This is a genomic window from Vibrio sp. (assembly GCF_047973365.1).
In the GTDB taxonomy this organism is placed as follows: Bacteria; Pseudomonadota; Gammaproteobacteria; order Enterobacterales; family Vibrionaceae; genus Vibrio.
In genome coordinates, this window is sequence record NZ_JBKEBW010000003.1 from 36099 (window position 1) to 57138 (window position 21040).

General features: G+C 41.2%; 20 protein-coding genes. 5 read left to right on the forward strand and 15 right to left on the reverse strand.

All coding sequences use genetic code 11. From position 1 onward, the window contains the following. Window positions 1–2 precede the first annotated feature (2 nt). From ccoS to ccoN, 7 genes are all read right to left on the reverse strand, one after another. Entirely contained in the window at window positions 3–185 is a 183-nt protein-coding gene (gene ccoS / locus ACK5MF_RS00215; RefSeq protein ID WP_416918209.1) for a cbb3-type cytochrome oxidase assembly protein CcoS, read from the reverse strand. Then, on the reverse strand, window positions 186–2561 hold the full coding sequence (locus ACK5MF_RS00220) for a heavy metal translocating P-type ATPase (RefSeq protein ID WP_416918211.1): 2376 nt from the start codon (window positions 2559–2561) through the stop codon (window positions 186–188). A gap of 4 nt (window positions 2562–2565) precedes the next feature. Beyond that, window positions 2566–3045 carry a FixH family protein gene (locus tag ACK5MF_RS00225; RefSeq protein ID WP_416918213.1) on the reverse strand — a complete coding sequence of 160 codons (480 nt, stop codon included), beginning with the start codon at window positions 3043–3045 and terminating at the stop codon, window positions 2566–2568. 99 nt (window positions 3046–3144) lie between these two features. After that, window positions 3145–4122, reverse strand: coding sequence for a cytochrome-c oxidase, cbb3-type subunit III (gene ccoP / locus ACK5MF_RS00230; protein WP_416918215.1), 978 nt, complete (start codon window positions 4120–4122; stop codon window positions 3145–3147). A gap of 7 nt (window positions 4123–4129) precedes the next feature. Continuing rightward, a complete protein-coding gene (locus ACK5MF_RS00235) occupies window positions 4130–4300 on the reverse strand; it encodes a CcoQ/FixQ family Cbb3-type cytochrome c oxidase assembly chaperone (RefSeq protein WP_042482410.1) in 171 nt (56 codons plus the stop codon). Window positions 4301–4312: 12 nt separating this feature from the next. Further along, the gene (gene ccoO / locus ACK5MF_RS00240) at window positions 4313–4933 is read right to left on the reverse strand and encodes a cytochrome-c oxidase, cbb3-type subunit II (protein ID WP_416918217.1); all 621 of its coding nucleotides are present in this window, start codon (window positions 4931–4933) and stop codon (window positions 4313–4315) included. A 13-nt stretch (window positions 4934–4946) separates the two neighbouring features. Then, window positions 4947–6374: a cytochrome-c oxidase, cbb3-type subunit I gene (gene ccoN, locus ACK5MF_RS00245; protein WP_416918219.1), complete on the reverse strand. Its 1428-nt coding sequence runs from the start codon at window positions 6372–6374 to the stop codon at window positions 4947–4949. A 258-nt stretch (window positions 6375–6632) separates the two neighbouring features. On the opposite strand from ccoN, the gene ACK5MF_RS00250 reads away from it, so the two are divergent. The 3 genes from ACK5MF_RS00250 to ACK5MF_RS00260 all read left to right on the forward strand — a co-directional run bounded on the left by ACK5MF_RS00250 (window position 6633) and on the right by ACK5MF_RS00260 (window position 10014). Then, a complete protein-coding gene (locus tag ACK5MF_RS00250) occupies window positions 6633–6989 on the forward strand; it encodes a hypothetical protein (RefSeq protein WP_416918221.1) in 357 nt (118 codons plus the stop codon). A 113-nt stretch (window positions 6990–7102) separates the two neighbouring features. Then, window positions 7103–8302: an FIST signal transduction protein gene (locus ACK5MF_RS00255; RefSeq protein WP_416918223.1), complete on the forward strand. Its 1200-nt coding sequence runs from the start codon at window positions 7103–7105 to the stop codon at window positions 8300–8302. Further along, window positions 8299–10014 carry a response regulator gene (locus ACK5MF_RS00260; RefSeq protein WP_416918225.1) on the forward strand — a complete coding sequence of 572 codons (1716 nt, stop codon included), beginning with the start codon at window positions 8299–8301 and terminating at the stop codon, window positions 10012–10014. Before ACK5MF_RS00255 ends, ACK5MF_RS00260 begins: the two co-directional genes overlap by 4 nt. Window positions 10015–10228: 214 nt before the next feature. Here the strand turns inward: ACK5MF_RS00260 and ACK5MF_RS00265 are convergent, their stop codons facing one another. Together ACK5MF_RS00265 and matP are read right to left on the reverse strand one after the other, a co-directional pair. Further along, the gene (locus tag ACK5MF_RS00265; protein WP_416918227.1) at window positions 10229–10546 is read right to left on the reverse strand and encodes a DUF3634 family protein; all 318 of its coding nucleotides are present in this window, start codon (window positions 10544–10546) and stop codon (window positions 10229–10231) included. A gap of 10 nt (window positions 10547–10556) precedes the next feature. Next, the gene (gene matP / locus ACK5MF_RS00270) at window positions 10557–11006 is read right to left on the reverse strand and encodes a macrodomain Ter protein MatP (protein ID WP_416918228.1); all 450 of its coding nucleotides are present in this window, start codon (window positions 11004–11006) and stop codon (window positions 10557–10559) included. Window positions 11007–11172: 166 nt separating this feature from the next. Here matP and ACK5MF_RS00275 point away from each other — a divergent pair, with 166 nt between their 5' ends. Beyond that, window positions 11173–12816: a S16 family serine protease gene (locus ACK5MF_RS00275; protein ID WP_416918230.1), complete on the forward strand. Its 1644-nt coding sequence runs from the start codon at window positions 11173–11175 to the stop codon at window positions 12814–12816. A 71-nt stretch (window positions 12817–12887) separates the two neighbouring features. Next, a complete protein-coding gene (gene fabA / locus ACK5MF_RS00280) occupies window positions 12888–13406 on the forward strand; it encodes a bifunctional 3-hydroxydecanoyl-ACP dehydratase/trans-2-decenoyl-ACP isomerase (RefSeq protein WP_416918232.1) in 519 nt (172 codons plus the stop codon). 135 nt (window positions 13407–13541) lie between these two features. Here fabA and rmf read toward each other — a convergent pair whose 3' ends face one another. The 6 genes from rmf to ACK5MF_RS00310 all read right to left on the reverse strand — a co-directional run bounded on the left by rmf (window position 13542) and on the right by ACK5MF_RS00310 (window position 20888). Further along, window positions 13542–13715 carry a ribosome modulation factor gene (gene rmf / locus ACK5MF_RS00285; protein ID WP_165311341.1) on the reverse strand — a complete coding sequence of 58 codons (174 nt, stop codon included), beginning with the start codon at window positions 13713–13715 and terminating at the stop codon, window positions 13542–13544. 165 nt (window positions 13716–13880) lie between these two features. After that, window positions 13881–15578, reverse strand: coding sequence for a DUF3466 family protein (locus ACK5MF_RS00290; RefSeq protein WP_416918234.1), 1698 nt, complete (start codon window positions 15576–15578; stop codon window positions 13881–13883). An 8-nt stretch (window positions 15579–15586) separates the two neighbouring features. Further along, window positions 15587–17503 carry an ABC transporter ATP-binding protein gene (locus ACK5MF_RS00295; protein WP_416918236.1) on the reverse strand — a complete coding sequence of 639 codons (1917 nt, stop codon included), beginning with the start codon at window positions 17501–17503 and terminating at the stop codon, window positions 15587–15589. After that, window positions 17481–17723: a glutaredoxin family protein gene (locus tag ACK5MF_RS00300; protein WP_416918238.1), complete on the reverse strand. Its 243-nt coding sequence runs from the start codon at window positions 17721–17723 to the stop codon at window positions 17481–17483. The genes ACK5MF_RS00295 and ACK5MF_RS00300 overlap by 23 nt, the downstream gene beginning before the upstream one ends. Before the next feature lie 24 nt (window positions 17724–17747). Further along, on the reverse strand, window positions 17748–19874 hold the full coding sequence (rlmKL, locus tag ACK5MF_RS00305) for a bifunctional 23S rRNA (guanine(2069)-N(7))-methyltransferase RlmK/23S rRNA (guanine(2445)-N(2))-methyltransferase RlmL (protein WP_416918240.1): 2127 nt from the start codon (window positions 19872–19874) through the stop codon (window positions 17748–17750). Window positions 19875–20345: 471 nt separating this feature from the next. After that, window positions 20346–20888 (reverse strand): cell division protein ZapC, encoded by a 543-nt coding sequence (locus tag ACK5MF_RS00310; RefSeq protein ID WP_416918242.1) that lies wholly within the window; start codon window positions 20886–20888, stop codon window positions 20346–20348. Between the last annotated feature and the right edge of the window lie 152 nt (window positions 20889–21040).

Sequence of the window (21040 nt, forward strand, 5' to 3'; positions counted from 1 at the left end):
AGTTACTTTTTGTCTTGTGAGTCGTTATTGTCAGGTGTTAGATGATCGTCTTCATCGAACAATATGTTGTGACCCTGACGTTCTAAATCTTCGAATTGATCGCTTTTCACCGCCCACAAAAATATCGTCACAGCGACAGCAACGATCACGATGGCCATTGGGATCAAAATATATAGGCTTTCCATTTAGTTATTCTTGTCCTTCAATAATCGAAGCGAGTTAGATACTACTATAATCGAACTTGCTGACATTCCAACTACGGCAATATAAGGTGCAACAAAGCCAGCAACAGCGAGCGGTAGAATAACGAGGTTGTATCCAAGAGACCAAACTAAGTTCTGTCTGATAATACGACGAGTTTTCAAGGCCAGTTCTCTGGCATCGAGAAGTCGGTCTAATTTGTCCCCAAGCAAAACCATATCAGCGGAAGCCTTTGCAACATCAGTACCTCCTCCCATGGCAACGGATAAATGGGCACCGGCAAGCGTAGGAGCATCGTTAATTCCGTCACCAACCATTAGAGTTATCTCTTTATCATTCAGTGAACGTAAATAATGTAGTTTGTCTTCGGGTTTGGCTTGCGCGACCACATTGTCGACACCAAGTTCACTAGCGACGGACTGAGCATTAACTTGAGAATCACCCGTCAACAATGTTATGCGAATTCCAGCTTGGTGAAACTTGTCAATAAAGCTCTTCGCTTCTGCTCGAATCGGGTCTTGATAATAAAAAGTTGCAACGTGAACAGAATCGACTGCCATATAGATAGCATTGTGTTCCTGGATATCTTTATTACCGTTGAACACGTAACTTGCGTTACCAACACAAATTTTATGGGCTTGGTAAACTCCTTCGATACCAGAACCTATGATGTTTTTTACATCAGATACCGCCAGGTCTTGAAGATATGGTTTATACGCACGGGCGATGGGATGGTTTGCGTACTGCTCTAGCTGCGCAGCCATGGATAAACATTGTTCTTTCGTCCACTGTTGCGAGTGGGTTACTACATCACAAATTTCAATGTTACCGTGAGTAAGTGTACCGGTTTTATCTAATACCAGATGGTTAACATTACAAAGTGTTTCAAACACATGGTTTTTGCGCAGCAAAATCCCGTAACCACCAAGACGAGAGGTCGCACAAGTAATCGCTGTAGGGGTGGCAAGAGAAAGCGCACAAGGGCAGGTAGCGACAAGCACGGAAAGCATAATCCAGAAGGCATCTTCTGGACGAGAACCGTGCCAGAACAACCAGGTTCCAAGCGCTATCAACAAAATAATAGCGACGAAATACCTAGCCACAATATCTGCAATTTCAGCGATTTTTGGTTTAGATGATTGAGCATCGTCTTGTAGGCGAACAATATTTGAAATGACAGAATCAGCTTTTGTTGCTGTCACCTCTAAATCAAATGATTCATCACCATTAAGCGTCCCAGCATAAACAGCATCACCTACGTTTTTCACAACCGGTAGCGATTCCCCGGTTAACATTGATTCGTCAACATGAATTCTATTAGAGATAACAGCGCCGTCAGCGGGAATATGCTCTCCAGGTAAGACTCGAATTCTTTCTCCAATCTGAAGTGTTTTCACCGGAGTTTGAGTGCCATCAACACGAGTTGCTATAGCAGGAATTAATTTTAATAAATTGCCACTGGCCGCTGCCGCTTTACGTCGTGCTCGCATCTCCAGAAATCGACCAAGCAATAAAAAGAAAGTGAACATTGAAATCGATTCAAAAAAGACTTCACCTTTTTGGGTCACAGTCGCAAACAAGCTAGCCACATAAGCAAAAATCAACGCAATAGACACAGGAACATCCATGCCAAGCGTACGACCTTTAATGCTACGCCAAGCGTTAACATAGAATGGAAAAGCGGAGTAGAGAAGTACTGGTGTAGCAAATAACAGACTTACCCAACGGAAGTAGTTTTTAAATTCACTATCGAGATCGCCAAATGCTTCCAGATACAAGGCAACGGCAAGCATCATAACTTGCATCGTTGCTAAACCAGCAATACCTAAACGATAGAGATACTGCTTCATTGATTGATGGTACTGTGCCTCGTGTTTATCAGCCTCAAATGGCGCAGCTCTATAACCTAAGCGATGAATGCGTGAAAGAATATCACTCAGTTTAGCTGAGGAGTTATCCCAACTCAGCAACGCACGATTTGTCGTGGTATTGACGCGAATACCAATAACCCCAGGTTCTTTTACTAGCTGCTTTTCGATTAACCAAGCACATGCTGCACAGGATACCCCCTCAAGTGACAATGTCACCTCTGCGTATTGTTCAAAATTTCTCACGAACTCAGCCTGAACATCTGAGTTATCGTAATGAATTAATGCTTTGAGCTGTTCAGGAAGCAGTTCTACTTTTTCTGCCGTTGTTGTGCGGTACTGGTAATAGGACACCAGACCACTGTCGATAATGGTTTCAGCCACCGTTTTACAACCGGGACAACACATATCGCGCTCTTTATCGAGAATCGTGACTTTGAAATCGGTGTTTTCTGGTACATCTTCACCACAGTGGTAACACGTTTTCTTCATACTTCTAATTCATCAGTAATGTTGGCGTAGCTGAAGGAAATGTGACCCGACCTTGAACTAACCATTCACCATTGTGTGGAGTCAGTTCAATAAACCAAGGGCCTTGCATTTCACTATCACGACTAATTTTGTAATGACCTTTAGCATCGGCGGTGATTAGTTGTATGAAATCTCTATCAGGAAGTGTTCTGTGGGCAAACATTGCTTGGATAGCCGGATAGTGCTCCAACTTACCTTTGTCAAATTCAATCACGATATCGTTACCTTGAGAATAAACGACCGCGTTGAGAGCTAAATCTTTTGCCACATGGATTTTAGACAAATCAACATTAATACCTTTGCCTTTTTTATAGTAATCCTCAGTGACTAAAGAAACTGAGTTATTCGAAAACACGATAACCGTAGCAATTGTCCAAACCACCACAGTCAATGGAAGGATAATCAGGAACCACGGCCAAAATTGTTTATACCAAGGCTTTACCATAAAAAAGTTCTCTACAACAAAAAAGAAGGGATTAAACTTAGAAGGCTTAAATTTAAGAAAAATGCAGCCCCTAAAAAAGGGGCTGTTATTAGATTTTTACTATTTATCTGAATTGCTTAGACTCCAGACATAAGAAGCAACAAGCTGTACTTTGTCTTCGCCTAGAATATCAATCCATGCTGGCATTACGCCTGAACGACCAAACATTACTGTTTCGGTTACCGCAGCACGCGAATCACCGAATAGCCAATCTTGGTCCGTTAAGTCAGGCGCACCTACTGCTGGGTTACCTTTGCCATCTGTACCGTGGCAAGCAGCACATACGACAAAGCGAGCCTTACCGGCTTCAGCTTCACGAGCGTTGACGGAACGACCACTTAAGCTTAGTGCATAGCTAACGACTTCAGCTACGCCTTGCTCACCTAAAGCATCTTTCCATGCTGGCATTTGACCAATACGACCGTGACGAATGGTCGTCACGATTGCATCAGGTTCACCGCCATATAACCACGCGTTATCAGTGAGGTTAGGGAAACCTTTTTGACCACGTGCATCTGAACCGTGGCACTGAGAACAGTTTTGCAGGAACAAACGTTGTCCAACTTTCAATGCATCAGAATCTGCTGCAATTTCAGTAACAGGACGTAGTTCTGAACCACCGTCTTTATAGGCTAAACGCTTGAAAGCTTCGCCAAAATACGCATCAGCGTCATCAAGCTCTTTTGCATACTGAACAAGAGTTTTGGTCTCTTGTGCATTGGCGATGGAAGCTTTTGATTCGTCTAGTGAACGTACTTTTTGATCTGAACTTTGCCAACCTAGAACACCCTTGAAGTTACCCAAACCAGGGTAAAGGGTTAAATAGACAGCAGCGAAGATGAACGTACTAACAAATAGATAAGTCCACCATTTAGGCAGCGGGTTGTTTATTTCGCGAATACCATCGTACTCGTGGCCCATGTCCGCACCTTCTTCTACACCCATTTTGTCTTTAAGACACCAAACGAGAAGAATTGCGCATCCAAGCAGGGTACCAACCGTAATTACGATGATCCAGAGACTCCAAAATGTAGTCATTACTCAGTCACTCCTTGTTTTTATTAGAGGGTGTTTCTTTTTGTTCGTCGGCAAAGATAAGGTTTGCGGCTTCGTCAAAACGCGCCTTACGCTTTTTGCCAAACGCCCACCAAACTACGCCGATAAAGCAGACAAACAACGTTATGGTCCAAATACTGTGAATAGTACCGATATCCATAAATACCTCTGTTTATTTCATTGCGTGACCAATAGACTGAAGGTAAGCAATGATGGCATCCATCTCTGTTTTTCCTTCAACATCTTTTGCCGCATTCGCTATTTGATCATCTGTGTATGGTACGCCGAACTGATTACGGAAAAGCTCAAGTTTCTTCTGAGTGTCTTTTCCATCGAGTACGTTTTCAGCCAACCACGGGAAAGCAGGCATATTTGATTCTGGAACTAGCTCACGAGGGTTCGTCAGGTGAACACGATGCCATTCATCTGAATAACGACCGCCGACACGGGCAAGATCAGGACCAGTACGCTTAGAACCCCATAAGAATGGATGTTCCCATACACTTTCACCAGCAACAGAGTAGTGCCCATATCGTTCTGTTTCAGAACGGAAAGGGCGAACCATTTGGCTATGACACACGTTACAACCTTCACGAATGTAAATGTCACGACCTTCCATCTGCAATGCAGTGTATGGTTTCAGGTTTTCTACTGGTTCAGTCGTTTGCTTTTGGAAAATCAACGGTGTGATTTCAACTAAAGCACCCCAACTGATGGCGAATACAATCATAATTGCCAACAAACCGACGTTACGTTCGATAATGCCATGGCGATTATTAGAATCTGAACTCATTCTTTAAATCTCCTTACGCTGGTTGTTGGATAGCTTTTAAGCTGTGATTCGGTGCCGAAATTGTCTTATATGTGTTGTATGCCATTAGGAACATACCAGATAAGAAAATAAAACCACCGATAAAACGTACGGTATAGAACGGGTACGACGCCTGTACAGACTCAACAAAGCTGTAAGTTAACGTACCGTCAGAGTTAACTGCACGCCACATCAAACCTTGCATTACACCCGAAATCCACATCGCCACGATGTACAGAACAGTACCGATTGTTGCTAACCAGAAGTGAGCATTAATCAAGCTAACTGAATACATACGTTCTTGGCTAAACAGGCGAGGGATCAAGTGATATACAGAACCAATCGATACCATTGCAACCCAACCCAATGCACCAGAGTGAACGTGACCAATCGTCCAGTCAGTGTAGTGAGAAAGTGCGTTTACTGTCTTAATCGACATCATTGGGCCTTCGAAGGTAGACATACCGTAGAAAGACAGAGATACGATTAGGAAGCGCAAGATAGGGTCATAACGTAGCTTATGCCATGCACCAGACAACGTCATGATACCGTTGATCATACCACCCCAAGAAGGAGCGAATAGAACCAAAGACATCACCATGCCCAATGACTGAGTCCAGTCAGGCAGTGCTGTATAGTGTAAGTGGTGAGGACCAGCCCAGATATAAAGTGAAATCAAAGCCCAAAAGTGAACAATTGATAAACGGTAAGAGTAAACAGGGCGCTCTGCTTGCTTAGGTACGAAGTAGTACATCATACCTAGGAAACCAGCGGTCAGTAAGAAACCCACTGCGTTGTGACCATACCACCATTGAACCATGGCATCGACAGCCCCAGAATAAATCGAATATGATTTAGTCAAAGAAACGGGGATTGCCATGCTGTTTACAATGTGTAACACAGCTACAGTGAGAATAAAGGCTCCAAAGAACCAGTTAGCAACATAAATATGGGAGGTTTTTCTTTTTACTATGGTACCAAAGAATACCACAGCATAAGCAACCCATACCAATGCGATCGCAATATCAATCGGCCATTCTAATTCTGCATATTCTTTACTGGTGGTATAACCAAGTGGTAAAGAGATAGCGGCAGACAAAATAATGGCTTGCCAACCCCAGAAGGTGAAGGGAACAAGAGCTCCGCCAAATAAACGAGTTTGACAAGTACGCTGTACAACATAATAAGATGTTGCAAAGAGGGCACTGGTACCAAACGCGAATATCACCGCATTAGTATGAAGCGGTCGGAGACGACTATACGTTAGCCACGGCGTATCAAAGTTTAACTGTGGCCACACTAATTGAGCGGCAATCAAAACACCTACACTCATTCCGACAATACCCCAGAGAATAGTCACTAAGGTAAATTGACGAACGACTGTATAGTTATAGTTTTGTTCAAGCTGCTTTTCTTGGCTCATTATGCATGCTTCCAATGTCTAATTAACTACACTTTTCTTCCAACACGACAGATGTCGTAATACTACCCAAATCTCTTCAATAGCAATTCCTTAGAAGAACTATTGATAGCTTTTATTGATTTTAAGAAAAGTAGTATTTTCAAGTAGGAATCGTACTACAATTAACAATTCAATGACAGTGTAGTAACCTTACCCTTTATCAGGTTTTGCTCTTTTATTTCAAAACTTTGAACTTTGTTACACGAGGAACCCGTTCTAATGGCAGCTGAAAAGCTTACAAAACACAGACTTGCTCAAATTGCCGTCACATTAATCGTGCTTCTTACCGCCTTCTTTTGGAGAACGTTCACATATACAGAGGTCACGACGGTTATTTGTAATCCACAACCAAATTGTTCTGTATTTGTAAATGATCAAAAAATAACTGTTACAAAAGATGATAAACAGACGGTCGCGTTTAATGTCTATCCAATACCACTAGAGTGGACAATTCAATATGATGGCGATGTAATAAGAACTGAACAAACTTTAGCCTTGTTAACTAATGCTAACAATGTTGAAACAAGAACTTCCTTGCTTATTAATAATTCTGTAAAGATAGAAATTGGAAATTAGTTCCCTTTATTCAATTTATAAGACTTATGTGACAAAGAAGAGAGCGTGTCATACCTATCTGAATTAATATGCGGTATAAATTAATTCAGATTGTCTATATAAGTACTACGCGAATGCGACTTGAAACAGCTATATCACATGAACTAGATGCTAACGCTGCGATCGAACACATCAAGTCAACGGTTCGTATGGAAGGCATTAAAGCCATAATCTGTTATTACACGGAATCGTATTGTAATCAGCATCTCTATGCTGTTCTTGCGCAGCACTTTCCGAATACCCCTCTTATTGGCTGTTCATCATGCTATGGTTTGATGACGGATGAAGGCTATCACAAAGGTCCTGTCGTCGGAATAATGTCTATCTATGATGATTCGTCATCGAGTGCCTACGGAACAGCACATACCAATCTCACTCGAAGCAGTGATTACAAGCAAGCCGTTAACACAGTAATTAATGAAGCGCTTTTAAAAGCAAACAGAACTGGTGAAGTGCCTGACTTCATAATTCTACATGCAACACCTGGTAGTGAAGAGCGAATTATAGAAGCGATTGATGCGCAGTTCGGAACACGAGTGCCCATTATCGGTGGAAGTGCGGCAGACAATAACATCGAAGGTAATTGGTCTGTTTTTAACGAAAATGAAGAGTCAAAATCGGCTTTAACTCTGCTAGTTGGTTTCGTATCAATTCCCGTAACAACGAGGTTAAGCGTCGGTTATTCACCGACGCAACATTTTGGTCTGGTAACAAAAGCTGATGGACGCTTTATCTATTCAATTAATCAAAAACCAGCAAAGCAGGTTTATCAGGAATGGTTACGAGAGCATTCTGGGCTGACTATCTTAGACGAATATTTATTTGATTATGTTTCTGAGTTTCCTATTGGTAACGCAGTTGGTCACATTGGTGACCAGCCCTATTTTAAATTATCGCATCCAATACGTATCACGGACGATGATGCATTAGAAATGTTCTCGGAAAGCAGAGTAGGAGAGACCATTACTTTAATGACAAGCTCGAAGAAACATCTTGTAGAAAGGGCTTCTCGAGTAATAAGGGATGCAAATACCAATAACTACCGTCAGTCAGAAATGATTGGCGGCATACTTATTTTTTGTGCCGGTTCTATGTTACATCTTGGTGGGCAAATGAACGAGGTATATGAAAAGATTGTAAAACAGATGAATGGACGACCATTTATCTGCCCATTTACATTTGGTGAGCAAGGTAAATTGGTGGGTGGTGAGAATGCCCATGGCAATTTAATGATTTCATCAGCCATCTTTTATGACTCAGAGCATTATCTATGAAGCAACAATACGTAGAACATGTTAATGAAAGCTTGTTTGAGCTAGAGCGCAGTCGCGAGCGAGAACGGTTAATATCTGAAGAAAACCGTGTCATTTTGGCGGCATTATCAGCGTTAAGTAAAGCAGAAAACAAGTACCAAATATTTGATGAATTAAAGAAAGTACTGAACCGATATATAAAATTCAGTGATTTCGTGGTGATATCTAAAGGAAAACAGGTCAACCGGTACTCTACATTCCTAACCTCAAATATTTCGTTCACAGGTAAGGAATGGAGCAATGGGGATAAGTTCCAACGTGTACTGAACGGCGAAAGCATTATTTTGTTCGAGCCCATTAACCTTGAAGAATTTAAGGGACTCAATCCTTTTCTTAAAGATCACATAAACTGCGCACTGATTACTGGAGTGAGAACGCTAACCTCTGACTCTGTTTTATTGCTACTTGGTAGGGAAAAAGGGCAGTTTAACCTTGAAATGAAATCAACTTTGTTGAGATTTAGACCTTTATTAGAACGAGCGATTAGTGATATTGAACATAAAGAAGAGTTACAACGTTTAGTTGATTTAAAAACCAAAGAGTTATTCGTTGCTCAGCAATTAGCTGAACAGGCGAACAAATCTAAGTCTCAGTTTCTTGCCATGATGAGCCACGAACTAAGAACCCCACTTAATGCTGTTCTAGGGTTAATTGACGTCTTGAGAGACACATCCAATGTCCATCAATTGGATATGCTTGAACAGATGGAAAACTCTGCAGAACTACTGCTAGTGATCATCAATGATGTTCTCGATCTTAGTCGTATTGAATCGGGGCACTTTAAGCTACAGTGTCACAAAATAAATCTATTCCATAAACTTAATCATGCGCTCGAACATTATCGACAACAAGCCGAGGAAAAAGGGCTTACATTTTACGTAGACGTAAAACTTTGCCCAAAAGAAGAATACTTTGTCGATTCAATTCGCTTAACACAGATATTATTTAATGTTGTTGGTAATGCCGTTAAGTTTACAGAAAGAGGCACAGTAACAGTGTCGCTGTACGATCATAATGGCAAACTGCATATTCAAGTGAACGACACAGGTATAGGTATTGAAAGTGACAAAGTTGAGCTGTTGTTTTCACCATTTATACAAGCCGATAGTTCAAATACGAGGAATTTCGGCGGTGCAGGCCTAGGATTAACCATTACAAAACACTTAGTGGACCTGATGAAAGGAACCATTTCGGTAAGAAGTACACTCCATGTAGGGAGTTGCTTTGAAATTACGATTCCTTTAAAAGACTGCAGTGCGGAGCATTTCGAGAATGCAACGATACACTCAGCAACTAAAAAGCATGAAAGACAAAAGCGTAATATTTTGGTTGTTGAAGACACGAAAACAAACCAAGTAGTAATACAGTTGATGTTAAACCGTTTAGGTTACAACGTGACATTAGCTGAAAATGGTATGCAGGCAGTAGAGTTACTCAATAATGATGACCAGTTTGATTTAATCTTTATGGATATCTCGATGCCCGTCATGGATGGCATCGAAGCAACAAAACAGATTCGGGGCAAAAATCTAACGGTACCAATTGTTGCGCTGACAGCGCATACCATGGAAGACGACAAGGAAGAATGTCTAAACGCAGGAATGGACGATTTCCTACTAAAACCAATGCGAATAAATGAAATCTCGTCGGTGATAGAAAGATTCACATCCTAATAACTGCATTTTTAATCAGCGATGATAAATGTAGTTATTAGGTATTTTATGGTAAATGCTAATTATGTAAAACAAGTCTATTAGTGTAGCGGTGGGTTAAACGGTATTTATATTACATGTTAATTGAAAATCTTATTTAACATAACCCATATAATGCGAACCTTTATATGGTAAAAAGAAGGCACCTGATTGATGCCTTATCTAACTGAATTCGTTAATGATTCTTTTTAGTTCCGTTACCGGAACGTTTGAACCCTTGATGTGGGAAGACATTCCGAATTCTTTGCTGAACTTTTTTCGGTACTTGATTGGTAAAGACGAGTTTCATGCCTGTTCGTTGCTGATATACCTTAAATTCACCACTAAACGGTGTCACTTCAGCGATTTCAGTAACGTTATGTTTAAATGTAGGCGGAAAATGCCCTTTAACTTTATGGATTGTTCCTTCTTTGAAGCTCACTTTCAGCACAGGCCTATCAACGGCAACTAGCCAGAAAATGACTACAGCGGCAATTATAATCACGTACAACATGAGTTAACTCCTAATTAGATAGCAACTTACTCAAATCTTCTTTTAAATTAGATACCGCTTTACTGGCTTTCTCACTACGAGATGCTTCACTTAATAAATATTCAATAGCATCTGATAAAGTACAACCAAGCTCATTGGCTCTAGTAGATAATTTTTCCCAGACTTGATAATCGAGATCAATTGATTTTTTGCGAGTATGAATTTGCTCAGCGTTGAAATGTCGTTTGCGCTTAGCACGAATAGCTTGCTTCAACTTATTATCAAGCTCAGGAGCCAGATTTTTCTCAATCCACTCGAGTACTAATATTGGTTCGTGCTCAATAGATTTCAATTTTTGAATGGCAGTTTCCGCTTCACTACGATCAATGTGGCAAGTAATTGATTCTCCATCTTTCCACTTATTAATCAAATACTGCCATTTCCAACCACATTCTAAGTTTTCAAGCTGCTGATATTTCATTTTAGGCAATCCATTAAAATTCAGGGTGACAGCGTAACCCAATCGATATTGATGTTCAAACGAATCCTAACAAAAACTAGAGCGAGATCATTTATCTTGTGAGCTATTCGAGCTGTTGGTTTTTCTATATAATTCGTTGTCTCTTAATAAACAATTCAGTATTTCAATGACTCAAGATATTTGGCGCCTTGCTACTCCCCAGTACGATGAATTTCAAGTTCAGCTTAATCAGTACCCTAACCTAACGCCGATTTCACTGATCGACACACAAACTAGGTTAACAAAAGCAATCGACAGATTTCTTAACATTAAAGGATTTAGTCGTGTCTTGGTTGTGAATGCTCCTGACAACTCAATCTATCGTTCACTGTTAAAAGAAAAAGTAGCAAGCATGGTAAACGGTTTACCTGTTGTATCTACTGAATCTTTGGATATGGAATTGATTTTAGGGCAAGTTAAAGCCGAAAACGGCCAAGTTGTTTCTCAGTCTAAAGGTTTACTATCACAAGCGCACGGTGGCTACCTGATTGTTTCGGCAAATTTGCTTTTAGCAAACCCACGTCATTGGCCAATACTTAAGTCTGCGGTTCTAGGGGCGCCTGTCACACCATTCAATTGCGATCCTAAGTGTCTTATAGAAGATGCTGCTTACGACAAATATGATGTGAAATTAATCATCGTAGGTGATAGAAACCAATTGGGTGACGTTGACTTTTTAGATACAGATATTCACTCAGGTCTCTGTGTTTACAGCGAATTAGAGTTAGATATTAAAATTAATCAAGATTCAATTACGCAATATCTATCTTTCGTAAAATGGTTATGTCAGTACTATGATTTACCAGAGCTAAGTGCCGATGCATTAGAACGTTTGATGACCGCAGGAGCTCGCTATACAGAAGATCAGCACTACGCTCCTCTTTGTGTTATGTGGCATAGAGCATTGCTAGAAGAAGCGGCTTTAGAATCACACAGCAATTACATTGAAGCGATACATTTAGATAAAGCCATAGATGAACGCTATTTTAGAGAATCATATCTGCCGGAGCGTGCGCTTGACGATATTCTGGATGGACAGGTATTTATTGAAACTCAAGGAGAGCAAGTTGGCCAAGTCAACGGTCTCACTGTTGTTGATATTGCAGGCCATCCGGTTTCCTATGGTGAACCTGCTCGAATTTCTTGTGTCATCCATTTTGGCGATGGCGATATTGCTGATGTTGAACGTAAAGTCGAGTTAGGCGGAAACTTGCATGCCAAAGGTATGATGATCATGCAGGCTTTTGTTAGCAGTGAATTGGATCTAGACGTTCCTCTTCCTTATTCCGCATCGGTTGTGTTTGAACAATCCTATTGTGAAGTGGACGGAGACAGTGCGTCACTAGCAGAACTATGCTCATTAGTTAGTGCTCTGTCGGAATACCCCATCAATCAACAAATTGCAGTAACCGGTGCAGTTGATCAGTTTGGTCGAGTACAAGCCGTAGGTGGATTAAACGAAAAAATTGAGGGTTTTTACCACGTTTGCCAACATCAAGGCTTTACCGGTGAGCAAGGCGTGATTCTTCCACAGAGTAATTTGAAACACTTAGCTCTTCATAAATCTGTGGTAGAAAGTATTAAGAATGGTGAATTTAACATTTGGCCGGTTTCACATGTCGACGAAGTCGTCCCTCTTGTCATGGGTAAACCATTCAGAGGTGAAGATGAAGAAAGCGTGATAAGTAAAATTGCAGAGCGCATTGAAAACTTTGAAAAACATATACAGCCTAATGGGTTTGTGGACCGTATAAAAAACTGGTTTGTTTAGTACTGATCGGACTTGTCTAGCGTACACGTGTTCACTAACATGCACCCTATCAGAAATTGGAGTAATTGATAATGCAAAACAAACGTGACTCATACAATCGTGATGATCTTTTAGCTTCTAGCCGTGGTGAGCTATTTGGTCCAGGTTACCCTCAGTTACCAGCACCAAACATGCTGATGATGGATCGTATTAGTAAAATGTCTGAAACTGAAGGCGAATTTGGCAAAGGTCTTATTATTGCTGAGTTAGATATCACTCCAGATTTATGGTTCTTTGATTGCCACTTCCCTGGTGACCCTGTAATGCCTGGTTGCTTAGGTTTGGATGCTATGTGGCAACTTGTTGGCTTCTTCTTAGGTTGGGTCGGCGGTAAAGGTAAAGGCCGCGCTTTAGGTGTTGGCGAAGTTAAATTTACAGGTCAAATTCTGCCTACCGCTAAGAAAGTAACTTACGAAATCAATATGAAACGTGTCGTTAACCGTAAGTTAGTCATGGGTCTTGCCGATGGACGCGTACTTGTAGACGGAAAAGAAATCTACGTTGCAAAAGATTTAAAAGTCGGCCTCTTCCAAGACACCTCTGCGTTTTAAACTTAGATTGGTCAAAAATTAAAACAGCTATCAGGCTGTTTTAATTTTTCCCTAAACAATGAGTTATAGTGCATTAAAATATTATAGATATTAAAAAGCCCCTTTCGGGGCTTAAGATCCTTTCGTATGTGGGGGTTATTTATAGAGACCAGAGTGTTTGTCATCTCTTGCGTCACGCCAACCGCCTAGCCAATATGAACGAGCATCGCTTTGTTGGTATGGACATTCTTCTTGGGATCGTCCATTCAAACCAGCTTTGTAACCTTGAGATTGTGCTCTTTCAAGGCGATCACGCTTTTGTCTCTTCATAGTGCAGTCCTCATACAGTAACTTGTGTCTTACTTACAACTATTACATTAGTGTGGATCTTTTATGACCACATTTTTAAGAATTGCGCAAAATCCCCTCTTTCTCAAGTCAAAAAAAAGCACAAGCTTATTTTTGTGAGCTTGTGCTTTTCTTGACAAAAAATGACTATTTTCTACGGAACCAACCTAAACCTAACAGAATCAATCCCCATAATCCTAAACTAGCACCCGATCTATTCGAACTTGATGTCTCCGTGCTTCTTTGACTAATATTCGCTGAAGTTGCACCAGCAATGGGTACCAGTTTCACGGCAACAACAGTTTCGGTCCCACTGCATGTTGAGTTATGAGCGGTGGTGCTATATCCACCAGCACATTTGAATGCCGTACCAGAGATAACCCCTGCGTTATTGATATCAGTGGCATCGACGACACGGTACTGGTTATTGGTACTATCGACATCATCATCGTTTGTTAAGTCGTCTAGATACCATGGTTGATTAGCAAATCTAGCCATGCGTGTAGTATCACTGTTGGTAGCGCTATATGGATAGATAAAACCTCTCTTCACGCGGGGTTTGCCATCGATTTCACGAGTATCGTCAAAATCAACCTGACCAACAATTTCGTTGTAATCATTTATTGCACCAGCTTTACCGCCAGCGCCAGCAAACAGAATACCAACCGATGGGAATACCGCAGTTAGAGATGAAGCAGAAACGTCTTTGACTAAAAACAAGCGATTTGAAGCAGCGCCATTATACGGAGTGCTACCCGTACGCTTAGCACTGCCTATAGCAACCTTATTTTTGTTTACCGAAGTAATCACTGAATTGGTATGTATCGTATCGCCATCGATTTTTACCGTTGCACCATTCACAACCTTGCTTGTCCAACTTGATGCGGTTCCGTAATTCGCTACATTAACGCTAAACACCGTTGCATTCATATAGTTGTATGAAGAATCATAAGCATTGAATCCAACGCCATAAATCATATCATCAACAACAACAAAATCACGAATACTGCCCTGCGCTAGATAGTTAGACGATGCTTTGGCTGTACCGCTATGCCAAGGTATTTCAACGGCTGCACCAGTACTGTTGTCCCAAATTGCAGGATGTGAAACATAATAGGTACCGTAATCACTCGTTTCATAGCTTTCAGAAACACTACCTACGGTATAAGTACCGTCAGTTTTCCAGGCACGTGTTTGCAGATAATCGTCATTAGGAGAATAAGCACCATCTTCAACTAAAGCCTTAAGATTGTTACGTCGATACTTTGTCACGTTACCTGGTTGAGATTGAATACCAATGGCTGCACCATTATCAGAAATACTATTAATAACAACGTTTGCGGAATCGTAAACATCATCACTAGTAGTTGAAGATCCAATAAAACCAATTGAAATCGGAGTAGTATTCCCATCCATTTCAGCAGACCAAACATTCCAACGTGCGTCTGCCCAATATTCACAAGTGGAATAGCCTAATTGTGCATCACAGTAATTTTCAAAGTCATCGTAATTTTGGATATAGCTAAACTGGCGGTTCATACCAAAAGGGGCTTCTTCGCGAAAACTTAAGCCATCCACGGCTTCCCCGGCGTTCATGACAGTTGAGCGGGTTTCACCTGCTAGTATGAATGATTCACATGACTTGGAACCAGCAGTATTACTTTCAAAACAGTTATCGCTCGCAGCAGTAGTTATTGCAGGCTCAATAGCAACACCATAAGCACTTTTATAGTTATAGGTAGTACTAGGCGTCACTTCAACGACGTTATAAAGCGCTGCTGATACTTGTGTGGTAGCAAGAATAGCTGAGCTCACTACGCTCAGCCTAAACAATTTTCTATTCATAAAATCCATTAACTATCCTGTTGCATTGCTTCAAGCTGTTCCCAACGCTCAAATGCAATTTCAAGTTCCTGCTCTTTGGCAGATAACTTATCTAAAATGGGTTGTGTCACATCAACAGTTCGACTAAAAAAGTCAGCATCGTTAACTTGCTCTTGCAGTGATTCAATCTCTGCTTCTAATTGTTCGAGTTTTTGCGGCAGAGTTTCTAATTCACGCTGCAGTTTATAAGATAACTTCTTAGACTTAGGTTTCGCAGGCTCCGATTTGGGAGCTGGCTCAACCGGTTTATCTTGTTTGACGGTGTTTTCGACACTACGCAATTGCATAACCTGAGCGCGCTGCTGTTGAGCGTCATGGTAGCCACCGACAAACTCTTCTATTTTTCCGTTACCTTCAAAAATCCAACTCGTGGTCACTGTATTATCAACAAATTCACGGTCATGACTGACTAATAATAAAGTACCCTGATAATTGGCAAGCAAATCCTCTAAAAGTTCCAATGTTTCGATATCTAAATCATTGGTTGGTTCATCTAACACCAATAAATTGTTGGATCTTAGGAACAGACGAGCAAGCAGAAGTCTATTTTTCTCTCCACCAGAAAGCGCTTTCACCGGCGTTCTTGCCCGTTTTGGTGCAAATAAGAAGTCTTGAAGATAGCTCAGCGCGTGCCGTTGACGCCCTCCAACTGTTACTTCCTGCTTACCATCAGCAAGATTATCAATCACCGTTTTTTCTGGATCCAACATTTCGCGGTACTGATCAAAGTAGGCAACTTCTAGTTTTGTACCACAATGCAAACGACCGCTATCGGCAGTCAGTTGTCCCAAAAGAAGCTTCAACAGTGTACTTTTGCCACAGCCATTCGGGCCGATAAGAGCAATACGATCACCACGCATAATGTTAAAGCTGAAATTATCAACCAAACACTTATCGTCAATAGCGTAATTAAGATTTTCCGCCTCAAATACGATTTTGCCCGAGCGAGCCGCATCATCTATTTGTAAGTTCACTTTGCCCTGCACTTCACGCCTTTCACTACGTTCCTGACGGAGCTTTTTGAGCGCACGAACTCGGCCTTCATTACGTGTTCTACGCGCTTTGATACCTTGACGAATCCAGACTTCTTCTTGAGCTAGTTTCTTATCAAATTCAGCGTGTTGTAACTCTTCAACTCGTAATAACTCTTCTTTTTCTGTGAGATAGTTTTCGTAGTCTCCAGGGAAAGAGTTCAGTTGACCGCGATCCAAGTCAACGATTCGAGTCGCCATTGATTTAATGAACGAACGGTCGTGTGAGATGAAGATAATAGAACCGCGGAAATCCTTTAAAAAACCTTCTAACCATTCAATAGTTGTCACATCTAGGTGGTTGGTAGGCTCATCGAGTAGCAATACATCCGGATCACACACTAATGCACGCGCAAGAGCGGCTTTACGCTGCCAACCACCGGAGAGATCCGTTAGCTTAGTATGACCATCAAGCTTCAACGAAGCTAAAACATTTTGTATTCGGTCTTCAAAGCGCCAAGCACCAGCATGTTCTAACTGCTCTTGAACATTAGCAAGCTTCTTAATATTGGATTCCGATGGGTCAATCGCGACAAGATCAAGTAGATCGTTGTAGATCTTAAGTTGCTCACCAACTTCTTGTAGCCCACCAGCAACATAATCAAATACCGTACCTTCTTGGTTGCGCGGTGGATCTTGCTCTAAACGCGACACAACGACATCCTGCATCACTTGCATCTTGCCATCATCTAACAGCATTTCTCCTGCGATGATTTTCATTAGCGTTGACTTACCAGCGCCGTTTCGCCCAACCAAACAAACACGCTCATTTTCTTGCAACGCGAAATCAGCGTGATCAAGTAAAGGGTGGTCGCCAAATGCGAGTAAACCGTTATGAATGGTGATTAATGCCATTATTTTCTAACCATTGAGTTAATTCTGAAAAATCAAAAGGCCAGTTTAGCTCTGAACCTTGATATGAGAGCACGGGAATAGTGACCCCGTAACGAGAAAACAGTTTTTCATCGAACACAATGTCGATTACATCAACTTGTGAAGCTACATTTGCCTGTATCAGCAGTGAAAATGCCATCTCACACAAGTGGCAACCTTCGGTACTGTATAACGTGATCAATCAACTTTCCCTATTATATGTTCACTATACTGACTTATGAGTGACTATCCAGCAGTTGTGGATATGCTTATTACGCTCAAAGTCCAGCGGTAGCGTTTGAGCAGAGATATTTCTGGCCTCTAAGCCTAGGTTATCTAACTCAGCCATATCCATTTTGAAATGACGCTTGTTGTTTGAGAACACAATAGTGCCATCCTGACGAAGAATGCGCTTCAAATTCTTCATTAATTGAATATGATCTCTCTGCACATCAAAAGATTGTTCCATACGCTTTGAATTTGAAAAGGTTGGCGGATCAATGAAGATAAGATCATAGCTAGCCGAAGCTTGTTCAAGCCACTGAAGGCAATCCGCTTGGATAAACTGATGCTGACGCCCTACTTGACCATTTAGCTTCATGTTATCTTTTGCCCATTCTAGGTAGGTATTTGACATATCGACTGTTGTCGTCGATTTCGCCCCACCACACGCTGCGTGTACGGTACCAGAGCCGGTATATGCGAATAGATTTAAGAAATCCTTATCGTTCGCCATTTCACCGAGTTTACGACGAGTGATCTTGTGATCCAAGAAAAGACCTGTATCCAAGTAGTCGTGTAAGTTAACGATAAGTTTTACACCATACTCGCTGACTTCCATCGTTTGAGACTGCTGACCGAACTTCTGATACTGGGACGTACCTTTTTGTTTCTCGCGAACTTTTAGAACCACATTGTTTGCGTTTGTTCCCGTCACCTGAATCGCCGCTCGAATAATGTCAGTAAGACGACGTTTCGCCTTCTCTTCTGGAATATTCTTAGGCGCTGCATACTCTTGGATAACTAACTGGTCTTGATAAACGTCAATCGCAACGTTGTATTCAGGAAGATCGGCGTCATAGATACGGTAACAGTCTAAACCTTCTCGTTTCGCCCATTTACCAATCTTGCCAATGTTCTTCTTCAATCGATTTGAGAAATCAGGAGCAATTTGTGTTGATTGTGACTGCTGCTCTTCTTCAGAACGTTCACGAGCTGAAATTGAGTAGTTTTTTTGGTGACAAGGTAACGCACCATTATTCAACTTGTACTGTTTATCAGCACGCATACGCAAGCAACTGAGCAATTCATCAGAACTTGAGAAAATAGATGCCTGACAACCACCAAATTCAGATTTAAGTTGCGCACCAAATGCAGTGTAGAGTGCAATAAGTCCTGGATGTGTACCTAAACGCTCACCATAAGGTGGGTTACACACGATAACACCACTTTCAAAGCCCTGAGGCTTTTTAAGTAATGATGCATCTCCAAGCTCAAACTGGATTAAACTTTCTACGCCTGCACGGCGAGCGTTGTCTTTCGCAGTTTTAAGGACACGACTGTCATTATCTAAGCCAAAAAACTTGGTGTCAGTTTTATTGACACCTCTTCTTGCTTGAACACTCGCTTCAGATTTCACTTGCGCCCAAAGTTCAGATTCGAAGTCTTGTAACGACTCAAACCCCCATTTTTCGCGCTTAAGTCCAGGGGCTATATTTGCAGCCATCATCGCCGCTTCAATCAACAAAGTACCAGAGCCACACATAGGGTCTAGTAATTGTTTCGACCCATCCCAGCCACTGCGTAAGATGATAGCTGCGGCTAGTGTTTCTCTGAGCGGAGCGCGGCCGGCTTCCGTTCTGTAGCCTCGCACATGTAAGCCACTGCCGACCATATCGATACCCAGTAGCGCCTTATCATTATGTAATCGAACGTGAATGCGAAGATCCGCATGATCTTTACTGATCGAAGGTCTAGGAAGGCTTTTCTTTTCAAAACAATCAACGACCGCATCTTTAACTTTCATTGCGCCATATTGGCTGTTGCGGATCTCTCTGTTTGTGCCGTTGAAATCAACCACAAACTTTTTAGAGCTATGAAAATGATTAACCCAGTTTACTGACGTTGCAGACAAGTAAAGGTCCATATCATTTTGACAATTGAATTCGGTAATAACACGTACAAATCGTGAAGCAAGGCGGCTCCATAAACAACAACGGTAAATTTGCTCATTTGACGCTCTGAATTTCACCCCTGCTTGCACAGGTTTGGCGTCTGAAATCCCTAATTTTGTTAATTCTTCTACTAATAGGTTCTCAAGACCGTTTGAGGTTACCGCTAGATACTGATTCATAGTGTTCTTTAGCTAATAAAAATGGTGTCAGATTATACCTGACATTGAACAACTTGCCCAAATCTAAACAACCCAAAAGCATAAAAACACAAAACTTACTGTTTATTCGCTCGTCTCTTCATTCGTTAGTTAGCAAATGTAGGAATCAATTCACATCGCTTTAATTTATTGCCTCATAGCGATAGTGAGTATTTATTCACAGTAAAATTGGACTATACCAGATATGTTTTTACACTGTAAATTAATTACATTTTTAGTTAAAACGGGAAGTTTTAAGCGCTTTTGATAGCGAATAAGTACGGTTGTACCGTCACATTTGGGGGAAATTAAATACAAATTTTTTGTAAGAATTGAAAATAAGAATAAAAATCCGTGATGGAAACTACTCGTTTGATGCAAATTGAAGGCAAAAAAAATCGGCTTACGCCGATGGGAAGTGAAACAAGGGAACGAAAATACTAGGGAAGAAACTTAACCTACCATCGCCATGAGCTGTGGTAGTAAAATTTGGTTAGCCGATGCCATTCTGTCATGCATGACTTTAATAACCTGCCCAAAGCGTAATTGTTTTGAAGCATTTAAAGAAAAATCGTTCAGGTCAACTAACGCGCATAAGCTAGCGTTGTCACCGACTTCTAGGACGATGAAATATCCTCGACCATGGCTATTGACCAAGCTTACTATTTCGCCCTCTTCAGGAGAAAAACCACTGCTTTGGTAGTCAAAGAACCAGCTCCTGGGTTGGACTGGCTTATGGAAGCGCTTAGCGGCTACGCAATACAGAACTAGCTCTACTTTGCGTGGCTCGTTGAGATTTAAGCAATCAATGCGCTCTTTATAAGTTTGATAGTCGGAAGCGTCATCGACAGTAAATTGATTAGATGAAAAAGCGCAATCAACCAAAAGATTGCTGCTTAGATTGGTGCGAAACACCATATCCTCACCCAGTTCTAACATCAAATAGCCTTCGCTATCTGAGTAGTACCAATTCCATCTGTCACTCGGTTTAAGCATTGTCCTGACTCACTATTTATTTATTATCAGACTATTAGGTAAAACGCTTAATTACCCTTGCCAACTAACTGCTGTTAATTCTAAGAGAGGAAAAACAAAAAAAAAGAGGAAATGATTTTCTCATTCCCTCTCTACATGACCTTGTCACTTTT